This window comes from Veronia pacifica, assembly GCF_001707825.1.
Classification (GTDB): Bacteria; Pseudomonadota; Gammaproteobacteria; order Enterobacterales; family Vibrionaceae; genus Veronia; species Veronia pacifica.
Genome location: NZ_LYBM01000008.1, coordinates 109,733 through 123,186, shown reverse-complemented (window position 1 = coordinate 123,186; position 13,454 = coordinate 109,733). Strand labels below are relative to the sequence as shown.

Sequence of the window (13,454 nt, the reverse complement as noted above, 5' to 3'; positions counted from 1 at the left end):
ACTTCCAAGGTTAAAGGTGGGGAGCAATGTCGCTCCCCGTTTTTTTAGTTAAAGGTGTAGTAACCTTCTTTTTTCATGATGTTTTTTACTGTGTTGTTGGTTTTGTTCAGTGCTTCTTCCACACTGATCTCTCCTGTCATTGCCTTGGACAGGTTGGTTCCCAACTCAGTATTGATTTGTCCCCATGGCGGGATAATCGGACGCCAGTCTGGGTCAGCGTCTTTCAGTGCTTCACCAAAGATGGCCATTTGTGGGAATTTCTTCACAACATCAGGGTCTTGGTGCGTGGAGAAACGTGAAGGGTTACCGCCTGCAAGCGCAATTTTCTTATCTGTCTCTTTAGACGTCAGCCATTGCATAAGCAGGAAGGCTGCTTTTTTGTTCTGTGCATTCTTTGGTATAGCGATACCAAATCCACCGGTCTGAGAGGCATAACGCACTCCCTTTGGATGCTTCGCCCAAGCTACTTTGCCAACCACTTTTGATTTTTCAGGGTCGCTTACTTCACCTGCGATAACCGTTGTATCGAGGTACATAGCAGCTTTCCCTTGAAGGAAGGCATTCTTCGCCTCTGCAAAACCAAATGACGTACCGCCCTCCGGGCCGCAATCAAGGATTGTTTTCAGCGCATTGGCAGCCTGAATCGCCTCAGGGCTGTTAATGGTCGGATTCCAGTTATCATCGAAGATTCGACCACCAAGTGGAGCAAGGTGAAGCAGGAACGCGTGAGACGTCTGGTGTCCTGATTTACCCCTAGACGCTAGGCCTGCCATACCGGGCTCAAGCTTCTGAATTTTACAAGTGACGTCTAAAAGTTCTTTGTAGTTAGTTGGCGCTTTCAGACCATGTTTATCGAAGATATCCTTGCGATAACCCAGCACAGAGGTCTCTGAGCCAAATGGAATGCCGAAAAATGAACCAGTCGGGCCCGGTAAGTAACCTTTCTTACCACCTGCAACGCCGATATTCTGTACGTAACCATCGATAAGATCATCAGGGTCATAATTTGGATCAGCAAGCTTGGGATCCATGAAGAATCGAGCAAGAGGTTCTATCTGATCTTCAGATACATAATCCGCCTTTGAGAACACAACATAGGCGATAAGGTCATAATCCCCTTTGCGCTTTGTCAGCTCAAGCGTCTGCTTCTGACGCATTGCCAGATACTGAAGTTGGTCGACTTCAACTTTAATCCCTGTCTCTTTCTCAAATTCTGGTAGAACTTTCATTACGGCATCATAGTGAGGGTGAGCCGGGAAATTTACGACCAGTGTTTCACCTTTATACGGCTTATAGGGGTCTGCATTTACCAGCGACGAAACCATCATTGATGCTGCTGCAGTAACTGCCAGCAAACCAGCTTTTCGCTTACCTATTGTCTTAAACATTTTTCCTCCTGCCTTTAGACGTTTTGTCTGATTGCATGGGTTTGGTAAGGTCCTTCACGTCATTCCATTGAACCCTGGTCTGGGTAAAGTGCCTTTTCAGTTTTGGTGTCGAAGATGTACATATCCTTGTATTTGAAATAAAAGTCGACTTCATCACCCTGTTTGGGCCTATTTTCTGAACTGATCTCAATCGAGATTCTTGAGCCGCCTATTTCTGACACCACGATGGTTTGTGAACCACAATATTCAGTGACCAGAACAGGTAGCGTTATCTTGTTACAGTCTTCCTTGTACTCCTGCGAGAACGCTGATGGTCTCAGACCGACATATACGGTGCTTGATTCCAATGAATGGAGAGCAGGGATGAGTGTCGGATTAATGTCGAAATCGAAATTTTCGCCAACGACAGCAAAACCATCACCCCGCTGATGAACGTCTCCAGTGAGAAAGTTCATTGACGGTGAACCCATAAAACCAGCGACAAATTTATTAACGGGTCGGCAGAAAAGTTCTTCTGGCGTGCCATGTTGCTGAACAAAGCCATCGTTCATCACAACAATCCTGTCGCCCAGCGTCATTGCTTCGATTTGGTCATGGGTTACGTAGATGACATTTTTGTTTACCTTTTTACGCATCAGAATCAACTCTGCACGCATCTGCGCACGCAGCTTGGCGTCGAGATTCGAGAGCGGCTCATCCATCAGTAATGTAGAGGCATCACGAGCCAATGCCCTGCCCATTGCCACGCGTTGACGCTGACCACCAGACAGCTCACCGGGCTTGCGGTGAAGTAAATGATCGAGACCCAGCATCACTGATACATCGCGCACACGCTTGGCGATGGTATCTTTATCGACCTTGGCAAGCCTGAGAGCGAATGAAATGTTTTTCTCCACATTCATGTGTGGGTAGAGAGCATAATCCTGAAACACCATTGCCAAGTCCCTGTCGCGCGGTTCCAGCTGACTGACCTCTCTATTACCTATATAGATATCACCCGCTGAGACACTCTCAAGCCCCGCAATCATTCTTAGCGTTGTAGACTTACCACAGCCCGATGGCCCCACCAGAACGGTGAATTCGTTATCTTCAAACTCCAAATCGAGGCCGTGAATCACCTCAACATGGTCATAGCGCTTCACAAGGTTCTGTATCCTGATTTGTGGCATTGATTGCTCCTCGTTAGATGGTGCTTATAACTTCTGCTTAACTTAAATAATGCTGTTCCGGTGTCGCGTTTATAAGGAATAAACAGCATCAGAACAAAAAGCATTCTCTTTGCAGGTTGGCTGTCATTCTTTGTTTTATTCAGCTCGTGTGCAAAATCACTGGTCTATTTATAATACCAGAAGCTAAGGTTTCGCCAGTTTGTGTGAGACGTTTTTCACCATATATTGACTTTCATCATTTAAGTTTATGTAAATGAAATAAAGAGTATCAGTGGTGAGAAATAATTAGAAAAATAATTGAAGCGATTAATTAAATAAAAAACTAATTTAATAAGTTGTTGTTTTTAATTACAAATAATTAGACAGAATAAAATTAAAACACATTTGATACTGACAAAAAACAATAACTTATTTGTTAATTAACTGGACGAGTTTTTAAATTGGAGGAAAAAAACCGTCAAAAAATTAAATTTGTATGTTGTCTGTATAAAAACCAACTGGTATGTTTTGTATACCATTAAGCGGCACACTGTCATTGGCAGTTGTTGTTTATATATGTAAACAGACACGCGAGTGGTCAAAAAAAGGGGAAAAAACATGCGAAAGCCAATTGTTGCTGTCACCCTGGGCGATCCGTCAGGTATAGGACCAGAGCTGATCGCGAAATTATTTACATCTGAAGCACGAGATAAATCGTGTAATTGTGTGATTGTCGGCGACCCTTGGGTATGGGAGCAGGCACAGAATTTAACCGGCCTTATTAGTAACGTTGTCCCGGTATCATCTTTTGAAGATGTGGCAGATTCCGAAGCGGGCCAAATATGCTTTCTTCCTGTCAACAGCATTGAAAGACACAAACTTAAGATGGCAGAAGCAAATCCCGACAGCGGTAAAGCAGTATTGGACGTGCTTACGATTTGTCTTGATGCGGCTGAGAAAAACTTAATCGATGCAATATGTTTCGCCCCTCTTAATAAACAAGCAATGATCATGGCAGGTATGCCATTTGAGGACGAGCTCCATTTCTTCGCTGACTACTTCAAAGTGAAAAGCTATTTCTGCGAATTTAATACACTGGGCGATATCTGGACGTCTCGTATTTCTTCGCACGTTCCACTCAAAGACGTCACACCCTTGGTCACCAAAGAAAGAATCATTGAAGCGAGTAAACTCATCCACGAAAGTTTGGTGAAATCAGGTGTTGAGCATCCCCGAGTTGCGGTTGCAGGCTTAAATCCTCACGCAGGGGATGGCGGTGTCTGTGGCAGAGAGGAGATAGAGATTATTAAACCCGCAGTAGATGCACTTAATGAACTGGGATATCCCGTTCAAGGCCCGTTTCCTGCCGACACTATCTTTCTCAAAGTGAGAGATGGCGAGTTTCACGCTGTCGTCACCATGTATCACGACCAAGGTCAAATCGCGATCAAGTTGTTGGGCTTTGAAAAAGGCGTCACCGTTCAGGGCGGACTTCCGGTTGTTATTACAACACCTGCTCACGGTACAGCGTTTGATATTGCGAATAAAAATAAGGCTAACGTACAAGCCACACTTAACGCCTATAACTTAGCTTGTGTAATGGGTACAGCACAATTCAACTCGCAGCTAACAGCTCAATCGGTAGCTTGCTGATTGTTTAGGTAATGGATTTCGGATAATAGGTTTTTGGAGTAACAATGAAAATAACATCAGTAAGATCACGCGTTTTTGAATGGAAAGGTCATACCGTTCCACCTGAAAAGCATTTCTGTTCAAACGCAATGGACCTGCTCTGGGACAAAGGTGACTCAATGGGCACTTTCCGTTTTCATGGCTGGACAGTGGTCGAAATTGAAACCGATACGGGTCTAATCGGCATTGGTAACGTTGCACTCGCTCCACGAATCGCGAAAAACATTATCGATCAATACCTGACACCTCTCGTGATTGGTCATGACCCTTTCGATTACGAGTACCTTTGGCAGCGCATGTACCGTTCAACAATGGCATGGGGCCGAAAAGGGATTGGTATGGCGGCGATATCGGCGATTGATATTGCACTGTGGGATCTCATGGGTAAGGCAACCAACCAGCCTGTGTTTAAACTGCTGGGCGGCCGAACCAAAGAGAAGATACCATGCTACGCCTCTAAGCTGTATCGAACCGATTTGGATGAGATGCAACGAGAAGCACAGTCATATCTTGACCAAGGCTTCAACAGCATGAAAATGCGATTTGGATATGGTCCGAAAGATGGGCCTGAAGGGGTTCGTGAAAACATCAAAAGCGTCGAAGCTGTCCGGGAAGTAGTGGGGCCGGATGTTGATTTGATGCTTGAATGTTACATGGGGTGGAATCTCGAATACACCAAGCGCATTCTGCCGAAATTAGAGAAGTTTGAACCAAGGTGGCTGGAAGAACCCGTTATCCCTGATGATATCGATGGGTATGCAGAGTTGAATAAGATGACGCATATTCCGATCTCTGGTGGCGAACACGAATTCACCAGTCACGGTTTTAAGCAGCTGCTCGACAAACAAGCAATATCAGTCATTCAGTACGATACCAATCGTGTTGGTGGTATTACTGCAGCCAGAAAAATAAATGCATTGGCTGAGGTATATGGAGTACCCGTCATTCCTCATGCCGGACAAATGCACAATTACCATCTCACTATGTCAACACTGGCATCACCAATGTCTGAGTTCTTCCCTGTCCATGATGTGGAAGTTGGAAATGAGCTGTTCTATTACCTGTTCACGGGTGATCCAGCGCCAGAGAAAGGATTTATCGACTTAGATGATAATTTACCGGGGCTAGGCCTGAGCCTGTCTGATCAGTACCTCTCTGATTTCAACATCATTGAGTGAGGTCGGTTTATGTCACTATTTCGAGTCATACAATATAAAACGGAAAACAGTGTAAACGTCGCCAAGGTGTTAGATAACGAGCAGGTCATTCCGCTGGCCAGCCCATCGTCCTTGTTTGCTCTCGCGTCCGAGGCTGTAAACACGCAACAAAATCTGACAACGCTTATCGAGAGTAAACTCAGCGAACAACCGATCAGCTATCAGCAGTTGGTCTCAGACGGCAGTATTTTGCCGCCAATAGCACATCCAGACCCCGCTCATTGTCTGGTGACGGGGACTGGACTTACTCACCTTGGCAGCGCAGATACACGTTCAGCGATGCATGCGAATATTGCAAAGGCTGAGGACAAACTTACCGACTCCATGAAGATGTTCAAAATGGGGGTAGAAGATGGAAAGGCCACGGTTGATCGTGCTGCTTCACAGCCTGAGTGGTTTTACAAGGGAACTGGAGATATCGTTCAGCCGCCGTATCGGGCTATCGAATCACCCTCTTTTGCTGCCGATGCCGGTGAAGAGCCAGAACTGGTAGGTGTTTACCTAAACGACAATGCAGGAACACCGTATCGGGTGGGTTTTGCCATCGGAAATGAGTTTTCTGATCACGTTACCGAAAAGCATAATTACCTTTGGCTGGCGCATTCCAAGCTACGCCAATGCAGCTTTGGTCCTGAACTTATTATCGGTGATTTACCTCAGTCTCTGTCTGGCGTCAGTAAAATCATCCGCAAGGATGAGGTGTTGTGGGAAAAATCCTTCGTCACTGGCGAAGAAAACATGGCGCACAACATTGCCAACCTTGAACACCACCACTTTAAATATGCCCAGTTCAGACACCCAGGCGACCTTCACATACATTTCTTCGGTACGTCAACGCTCAGCTTTGCGGACGGGATCAGCACGCAAGATGGCGACATCTTCGAGATAAGCATCCCCGAATTTGGCCGGGCATTGCGAAATCCTTTAAAGAAGTTGAGTGATGGAGGTGACGCCGTCACAACCGTCAGCGTACTGAAATAATATGCTTTAAAGTCATATCACGGAGAATGAAATGGCGAAAGACACCTTAATACTCAATCAAAAAAGTGCACACACCATTGGCTTTTTTGACGTAGAGAGCGGTCAGGCAATAAAACAAATCCGGGTTGAAGACTACCCTCATGAGTTTGTTGTCGATTCACAGCAAAAGTACATGTACGTTGGGCATTATGGTGTCGAAAACTCCGGTATCATCGGTGATCACGGTGGCTGCTCCATCTTTGTTATCGACATCGAGACAGGGGAGCAAGTTAGGACCATAAGTTGTTGGCCATACTACCGCATCCATGGTCTCGCACTCGATGATCAGGACAGACTATATGCGATGAGTGAATCGCACAATGTGATGGTGGTGTATGAAGATCCTACGACGGCGTCTGCGCCGGATCGAGCTATCCCTTCCGGCGGCTTTAAAACCCATCTTTTTCTCTGACTGCCGACGGTGAAACCGCATATTGTCTGAATCTGCTTAGTCACACTGTAACCATGATAAAGCCATGGCAGCCAACCTTTGCACCTGTTGCTATGTATCCCGGCAAAAAACCAGAAGGCAACTGTCTTTCTCCAGATGGCGCGACGCTGTTTGTCACTAACCGTCTTGATGATCAGGTTGTGGCCGTTGACACCCAAACACTGGAGTTGACTGGCAGAGCAGATACCGGGCGTGATCCGACGCGGGCTTACATCTCACCCAAAGACCAAATCTTCGTAACAAATTATGGTGGTAAGTCCATTACGCTGTTTAGTCAGGCATTGGAAAACCTTGGAGAAATCGCATTACCAGCCGACCCTATTGCTGTCAGTTTCCACCCGGATGGTAAGAGCGCCTTTGTCTCCATGACCAATGATCAGGTTGCCATTATGGACGTTGACAGCCTGACGATTTCCAGAACATTCGATTGTTTGGCTGAACCGGACGTATCATTTTTACTGCCATCATTTTCTTTTAAATAACAAGGAGAACCCATGAGCATTCAGGGGCAGATGTACATTGGTGGCGAAGCTGTCACCGGAACAAATGGGGAAATCAGAGGTTTTGACCCTGTCAGTGATGCATCACTGGAGCCAGCATTTGGTCTGGCAACCCGAGATGATGCCGACCTAGCCTGTCAGCTGGCGGCAGATGCATTTGGTCCATATCGTCAAATCTCAGGTGCAAAACGCGCAAGCTTCCTCAGGCAGATTGCAGACAACATTATGGCTCTGGGTGACGAGCTGATTGAGCGTGGGACGCTAGAAACCGGACTCCCCGCTGCTAGACTCCAAGGCGAAAGAATGCGTACAGTAAATCAGCTAAAACTGTTTGCTGACGTCATTGAAGATGGCAACTGGCAGGATCTGAGAATCGATACTGCAATGCCTGATCGCGAGCCACTTCCCCGTCCGCACCTTGGCGTGAGGAAAGTACCACTGGGACCTGTGGTCGTATTTGGCTCAAGTAATTTCCCTCTGGCGTTCTCAGTAGCAGGTGGTGATACCGCATCAGCACTGGCAGCCGGATGTCCGGTTATTGTTAAGGGTCATTCCTCTCATCCCGGGGTATCAGAGTTGGTGGCGAGTTGTGTTGTCGACGCGGTGAAAAGCTGCGGTTTACATCCGGGAACCTTCTCTCTGATCTTTGGTTCCGGCAGAGAAATTGGTCAACATCTTGTGTCTCATCCTGCTGTAAAAGCGGTCGGGTTTACCGGCTCACAAAGCGGCGGTACTGCACTGATGGAGCAAGCTCAGCAGCGGGAAGAACCTATCCCTGTCTATGCGGAAATGAGCAGCATCAATCCGGTCGTCCTGTTGCCAAAAGCGCTATCATCTCAGCCGCAGCAAATTGGTGAGCAATTCTACGGCTCCTTGATGATGGGCGCTGGTCAGTTCTGTACCAATCCTGGCCTTGTTATTGCTATCGAAGGTAGCGGGCTGAATACGTTTAAAGATACAGTCGCGGCACAGATGAGCGGAAGCTCGGCGGGCCCTATGCTGTCACCTTCTATATTCCAGTCATACTGTGAAAACAAAACTATCCTCACCGATAACGACCAGACGGTACTCATTTCACAGGGACAAGCCGAAGGTAATAATGCCTGTGAACCCGCCTTTGTAGAAGTCAGCGCAAGCAACTTTTTATCTGACAAAGGTCTACATCGCGAAGTCTTTGGTTCATTCTCAATGCTGGTGACATGTAGCAGTGAAGATGAAGTGATTCAGGTTATCAATGCGCTCGAAGGACAACTTACGGGGACTATCCACTATAGTGATGACGACAGTGAATCTTTTGTCCGTCAGCTAATTTCGGCGTTGGAGCTTAAAGTCGGCAGGATCCTGTTCAATGGTTTCCCAACTGGTGTGGAAGTATCCACTGCTATGGTACACGGCGGTCCCTACCCTGCGACCTCCAACAGCCAAACAACCTCTGTCGGCACATTAGCGATTGAGCGGTTCGTGCGTCCGGTCAGTTATCAGAATGTACCTGAAAAATTCCTACCGCCAGAGCTGCAAACAGACAATCCACTGACTGTCGCAAGACAAGTTGACGGTAAAAAATAAAGCATAAGACATCGCTTAGTAGAAAAAACGGACGGCAAAACACAGACCGGACTACAAAAGGAGAAATCAATGCAAAAGTCTGAATCACCGCTACCAGAAAACCCCGTTGTTGAACAATTGTGCACCGGTGTTATCTGGGCTGAAGGCCCTGTTTGGTTGCCGGGTGAAGACGCCGTCCTGTTCAGTGATGTCAAAGGCTGCAAACTGTATCGTTGGAATAAAAATAAGGGGTTAGTGGTTGAAAAAGCCTACTCCCATTACAGCAACGGTAACTATCTCGACAGTGAAGGCTGCCTTATCAGTTGTGAACATGGCCGCCGTGGTATCAGCCGAACCAACCCAAATGGCGATTGCGACATACTGGTAGACAGTTTTGACGGTAAAAGACTGAATAGTCCTAATGATTTGGTCATGAAAAAAGACGGGACTATTTGGTTTACTGATCCTCCCTACGGCATTCTTGGCAATGACGAGGGATTTCAGGCCAATAGCCAAATGATTGGATGTTATGTATATCGCTTTGATCCGAATACAGGAGCATTGGATATCATGACAACGGATGTGCAGCGCCCAAATGGACTGGCATTTTCGCCTGATGAGTCAGAGCTTTACGTCGCTGACATGTCAATTGTTGAGTTCCCAACCAAAGGCAGAAGAGAGCTACGCCGTTTTTCTGTGGATGAAGAAGGGAACCTTGGCAAAGGAGAAACGCATTGCGTTGTTGAACCCGGTATTCCAGACGGTTTTAGAGTCGACACCAAAGGTAACATATTTTGTAGCTGTGATATTGGTATCAAAGTCTTCAACCCGAGTGGAGAATATCTGGGTCTTATACCGGTACCTGAAAGAGTCAGCAATTGTACCTTTGGCGGAGAAAACCAAGATTATCTGTTCATCACCGCGACAACGTCTCTATATGGGATCGCGCTGGAAACACAAGGAAACCAGTACACACATTTACTCGATAAATGAGCGAGTAGTACTGAGTGACATTAAAAAAATTAGTTAGGCATGCAAACGATTTAAGCGTGAAAATCTTCAAAAAAGAACCGGGCCCCAAAAATATGATCCAGAGCGGATATCAAATAGTTGTTCACGCGAGAGTAGATTGACGACACAAATGTCAGCACCAGTGAACAATCAAAAATTAACGTTATCTTTCAGATAACACTGGATCTAAAAAGGGGAGCAATAGCTCCCCTTTTAACGCAATAACTTTTCTGCAATTAATTACAGAGCAGCTTTCGCCTTTTCAACCAGTACTGAGAATGCAGCTTTGTCGAATACAGCGATGTCTGCCAGGATCTTACGATCGATCTCAATAGATGCTTTTTTCAGACCGTTGATGAAACGGCTGTAAGACATACCATTTTGACGAGACGCAGCGTTGATACGCGCGATCCACAGTTGACGGAATTGACGCTTCTTCTGACGACGGTCACGGTAAGCATATTGACCAGCTTTAGTAACCGCTTGGAAAGCTACGCGGTAAACACGTGAACGTGCACCGTAGTAACCTTTAGCTTGTTTCAGAACTTTCTTATGACGTGCACGAGCTTGTACACCACGTTTTACGCGAGGCATTATGTGACTCCTAAACTAATTCGTTAATAAACTAAGAAAAATTATGCGTATGGAAGCATACGAACAACTGCAGCAACTTCGCACTTAGGCAGAATTGCATTTGGACGCAGTTGACGTTTGTTCTTAGTAGAACGCTTAGTCAGGATGTGACGCTTGGTCGCACGCTTGTATTTGATACCACCAGCAGTCTTTTTGAAACGCTTAGCAGCACCTTTGTTTGACTTCATCTTAGGCATGATGAATAACTCCGCATTGTATGCAATTAATAACAGTGTAATCCGGCGAACAAAAGGGCCGTGCCACTTGGGCACAGCCCTCAAGTTACTTGTATGCCGAAATTACTTCTTCTTAGGGGCCAGAACCATGATCATCTGACGACCTTCAATCCTCGTTGGGAAGCTTTCAACCAAAGCGATTTCAGCTGTGTCTTCCTTCAGACGATTTAGGACGTCAACACCGATACCTTGGTGCGCCATTTCGCGACCGCGGAAGCGGATTGTGACCTTGACCTTGTTACCCTCTTCTATAAAGCGAACCAGGTTGCGTAGTTTTACCTGATAGTCGCCTATATCGGTACCAGGACGGAATTTGATTTCCTTAACCTGAATAGTCTTTTGCTTTTTCTTCTGCTCTTTCGCAGCCTTGCTCTTTTCGTACAGGAATTTTCCGTAGTCCATCACACGACAGACAGGTGGCTCGGCATTAGGGCTGATTTCTACCAAATCTACACCAGCGGCTTGCGCTGCTTGCATTGCTTCATCGAGAGAAACGACTCCAACCGCTTCACCATCAAGTCCTGTAAGTCGAACTTCACGAACTCCACGAATTTCTTCATTCAAACGATGTGCATTTTGTTTAGCCGGGGCTTTTCTTGCGCCTTTAATACCTTATTCCTCCAAAATATTGAGCGTGCGACCGCGAACTTCTTTTTCAAGCAGAGAAATGAATTCTTCAATCTTGAATTTACCCAAATCTTTACCTTTGCGGGTACGTACTGCCACCTCGCCAGCTTCCATTTCCTGGTCACCACAAACGAGCATATATGGCACACGCTTCAAAGTATGTTCGCGAATTTTAAAGCCAATCTTCTCGTTTCTCAAGTCCGCAGAGGCTCTAAATCCTGCTTTTTGCAGTTTTTTTGCAACTTCATGAACGTAATCGCCTTGGTTGTCAGTAATATTCATTACGACAGCTTGCTGAGGCGCTAACCAGCTCGGGAAATGTCCTGCATATTCTTCAATCAGAATACCGATGAAACGTTCCAACGAGCCAAGAATTGCGCGGTGAATCATCACTGGTGTGTGACGTTCATTGTCTTCACCGACATATGTCGCGCCCAGACGTTCAGGCAGTGCAAAATCGAGCTGCACAGTACCACATTGCCACGCACGATCCAAACAATCATGCAAAGTAAATTCAATTTTTGGTCCATAGAAAGCGCCCTCGCCTTCCAGAATCTCAAATTGAATGTCCATGTTGGTCAATGCTTCTGCCAATGCCTTCTCTGCACGGTCCCACATCTCATCAGAACCTACGCGCATTTCAGGACGGGTAGACAGTTTTACAACGATGTCTTCAAAGCCAAATGTCTGGTACGTGTCGTAGACCATCTTAATACAAGATGTCACTTCCTGTTGTACCTGCTCTGGGGTACAGAAGATGTGAGCGTCATCCTGAGTAAAGCCACGAACACGCATTAACCCATGCAATGCACCGGACGGCTCGTTACGATGACAGCTTCCGAACTCGGCCATGCGAAGCGGCAGATCACGGTAGGATTTCAGACCTTGATTGAAGATCTGTACGTGACCCGGACAGTTCATTGGCTTCAGTGCATATTCACGGTTTTCAGAGCTGGTGGTGAACATGTAGTCAGCATACTTGTCCCAGTGACCAGAACGCTCCCACAGGACACGGTCCATGATCAGAGGACCTTTCACTTCCTGATATTCGTATTCGGCCAGTTTTTCACGGATGAACATTTCCAGCTCACGGAATACTGTCCAACCATTGTGGTGCCAGAACACCATACCCGGTGCTTCTTGCTGCATGTGGTACAGGTCAAGTTGCTTACCCAGTTTACGGTGGTCGCGTTTTGCGGCCTCCTCAAGACGGATAAGGTGCGCTTTCAACAGCTTCTTGTCCTGAAATGCAGTACCGTAAATGCGTTGCAGCATCTTGTTATCGCTGTTACCACGCCAGTAGGCACCGGCAACATTCAAGATTTTGAAATGCTGACAGAAACCCATGTTAGGTACATGAGGACCACGACACATGTCGATATATTCTTCATGATGGTAAAGGCCTGGACGGTCGTCGTGCGACACGTTTTCATCCAGAATTTCCATCTTGTAAGATTCGCCGCGTGATTCAAACGTATCACGTGCTTCCTGCCAGCTGACGTTCTTCTTAACCACTTGATATTTGGTTTTCGCCAGCTCTTTCATGCGCTTCTCTATCGCATCAAGATCTTCCTGCGTCAGCGAGCGATCCAGATCGATATCGTAATAGAAGCCATTATCGATAGTTGGACCAATTGCCATTTTGACGTGGGGAAAAAGCTGCTTAATCGCGTGACCCAGAAGGTGAGCACAAGAGTGACGAATGATTTCCAGACCGTCTTCATCTTTCGCTGTGATGATTTCAAGGCTGGCATCATTTTCAATAAGGTCATGTGCGTCAACACGCTGCCCGTCAACGCGACCTGCGATACATGCTTTTGCAAGGCCGGGACCAATGTCAGCGGCTACATCATAGGTGGAAACAGGGTTATCGAAGGAACGCTGACTGCCGTCAGGAAGAGTAATTACAGGCATGTTTATGTCCTATACACAGTGGTGCTACACACGAAGTAGCACTTGTTAATGTTTGTTTGCATTAATCTAAAG

General features: G+C 46.4%; 13 protein-coding genes. 7 read left to right on the top strand and 6 right to left on the bottom strand.

The window, feature by feature from the left end:
• Positions 1–44: 44 nt before the first annotated feature.
• Positions 45–1,388 carry an extracellular solute-binding protein gene (locus A8L45_RS06730; RefSeq protein ID WP_068900508.1) on the bottom strand — a complete coding sequence of 448 codons (1,344 nt, stop codon included), beginning with the start codon at positions 1,386–1,388 and terminating at the stop codon, positions 45–47.
• Positions 1,389–1,447: 59 nt separating this feature from the next.
• Positions 1,448–2,557 (bottom strand): ABC transporter ATP-binding protein, encoded by a 1,110-nt coding sequence (locus A8L45_RS06725; protein WP_068900506.1) that lies wholly within the window; start codon positions 2,555–2,557, stop codon positions 1,448–1,450.
• Positions 2,558–3,154: 597 nt separating this feature from the next.
• On the opposite strand from A8L45_RS06725, the gene A8L45_RS06720 reads away from it, so the two are divergent.
• The 7 genes from A8L45_RS06720 to A8L45_RS06695 all read left to right on the top strand — a co-directional run bounded on the left by A8L45_RS06720 (position 3,155) and on the right by A8L45_RS06695 (position 9,954).
• Positions 3,155–4,189, top strand: coding sequence for a 4-hydroxythreonine-4-phosphate dehydrogenase PdxA (locus tag A8L45_RS06720; protein WP_068900505.1), 1,035 nt, complete (start codon positions 3,155–3,157; stop codon positions 4,187–4,189).
• 44 nt (positions 4,190–4,233) lie between these two features.
• Entirely contained in the window at positions 4,234–5,406 is a 1,173-nt protein-coding gene (locus A8L45_RS06715) for an L-rhamnonate dehydratase (protein WP_068900504.1), read from the top strand.
• A 9-nt stretch (positions 5,407–5,415) separates the two neighbouring features.
• Positions 5,416–6,426 (top strand): AraD1 family protein, encoded by a 1,011-nt coding sequence (gene araD1, locus A8L45_RS06710; protein ID WP_068900503.1) that lies wholly within the window; start codon positions 5,416–5,418, stop codon positions 6,424–6,426.
• A 31-nt stretch (positions 6,427–6,457) separates the two neighbouring features.
• Complete coding sequence (locus A8L45_RS25230) at positions 6,458–6,877, top strand: YncE family protein (protein WP_245680661.1); 420 nt, start codon at positions 6,458–6,460, stop codon at positions 6,875–6,877.
• 53 nt (positions 6,878–6,930) lie between these two features.
• Positions 6,931–7,398, top strand: coding sequence for a YncE family protein (locus tag A8L45_RS25225; RefSeq protein ID WP_245680660.1), 468 nt, complete (start codon positions 6,931–6,933; stop codon positions 7,396–7,398).
• Between the two features lie 12 nt (positions 7,399–7,410).
• Positions 7,411–8,982, top strand: coding sequence for an aldehyde dehydrogenase (NADP(+)) (locus tag A8L45_RS06700; protein ID WP_068900501.1), 1,572 nt, complete (start codon positions 7,411–7,413; stop codon positions 8,980–8,982).
• 69 nt (positions 8,983–9,051) lie between these two features.
• Positions 9,052–9,954, top strand: a complete 903-nt coding sequence (locus A8L45_RS06695) for an SMP-30/gluconolactonase/LRE family protein (protein ID WP_068900499.1) — start codon at positions 9,052–9,054, stop codon at positions 9,952–9,954.
• 258 nt (positions 9,955–10,212) lie between these two features.
• Here A8L45_RS06695 and rplT read toward each other — a convergent pair whose 3' ends face one another.
• The 4 genes from rplT to thrS form a co-directional block, all read right to left on the bottom strand.
• Complete coding sequence (gene rplT / locus A8L45_RS06690) at positions 10,213–10,566, bottom strand: 50S ribosomal protein L20 (RefSeq protein WP_068900497.1); 354 nt, start codon at positions 10,564–10,566, stop codon at positions 10,213–10,215.
• 41 nt (positions 10,567–10,607) lie between these two features.
• A complete protein-coding gene (rpmI, locus tag A8L45_RS06685; RefSeq protein WP_068900515.1) occupies positions 10,608–10,802 on the bottom strand; it encodes a 50S ribosomal protein L35 in 195 nt (64 codons plus the stop codon).
• Positions 10,803–10,904: 102 nt separating this feature from the next.
• Positions 10,905–11,450: a translation initiation factor IF-3 gene (infC, locus tag A8L45_RS06680; protein ID WP_068900495.1), complete on the bottom strand. Its 546-nt coding sequence runs from the start codon at positions 11,448–11,450 to the stop codon at positions 10,905–10,907.
• A 3-nt stretch (positions 11,451–11,453) separates the two neighbouring features.
• A complete protein-coding gene (gene thrS, locus A8L45_RS06675) occupies positions 11,454–13,382 on the bottom strand; it encodes a threonine--tRNA ligase (RefSeq protein WP_068900493.1) in 1,929 nt (642 codons plus the stop codon).
• Positions 13,383–13,454: the final 72 nt, after the last annotated feature.

What these genes read in the sequence shown, in the direction of transcription:
- A8L45_RS06730 (WP_068900508.1), bottom strand. Translation starts at nt 1,388, where the DNA reads ATGTTTAAGACAATAGGTAAGCGAAAAGCTGGTTTGCTGGCAGTTACT.
- A8L45_RS06725 (WP_068900506.1), bottom strand. Translation starts at nt 2,557, where the DNA reads ATGCCACAAATCAGGATACAGAACCTTGTGAAGCGCTATGACCATGTT.
- A8L45_RS06720 (WP_068900505.1), top strand. Translation starts at nt 3,155, where the DNA reads ATGCGAAAGCCAATTGTTGCTGTCACCCTGGGCGATCCGTCAGGTATA.
- A8L45_RS06715 (WP_068900504.1), top strand. Translation starts at nt 4,234, where the DNA reads ATGAAAATAACATCAGTAAGATCACGCGTTTTTGAATGGAAAGGTCAT.
- araD1 (WP_068900503.1), top strand. Translation starts at nt 5,416, where the DNA reads ATGTCACTATTTCGAGTCATACAATATAAAACGGAAAACAGTGTAAAC.
- A8L45_RS25230 (WP_245680661.1), top strand. Translation starts at nt 6,458, where the DNA reads ATGGCGAAAGACACCTTAATACTCAATCAAAAAAGTGCACACACCATT.
- A8L45_RS25225 (WP_245680660.1), top strand. Translation starts at nt 6,931, where the DNA reads ATGATAAAGCCATGGCAGCCAACCTTTGCACCTGTTGCTATGTATCCC.
- A8L45_RS06700 (WP_068900501.1), top strand. Translation starts at nt 7,411, where the DNA reads ATGAGCATTCAGGGGCAGATGTACATTGGTGGCGAAGCTGTCACCGGA.
- A8L45_RS06695 (WP_068900499.1), top strand. Translation starts at nt 9,052, where the DNA reads ATGCAAAAGTCTGAATCACCGCTACCAGAAAACCCCGTTGTTGAACAA.
- rplT (WP_068900497.1), bottom strand. Translation starts at nt 10,566, where the DNA reads ATGCCTCGCGTAAAACGTGGTGTACAAGCTCGTGCACGTCATAAGAAA.
- rpmI (WP_068900515.1), bottom strand. Translation starts at nt 10,802, where the DNA reads ATGCCTAAGATGAAGTCAAACAAAGGTGCTGCTAAGCGTTTCAAAAAG.
- thrS (WP_068900493.1), bottom strand. Translation starts at nt 13,382, where the DNA reads ATGCCTGTAATTACTCTTCCTGACGGCAGTCAGCGTTCCTTCGATAAC.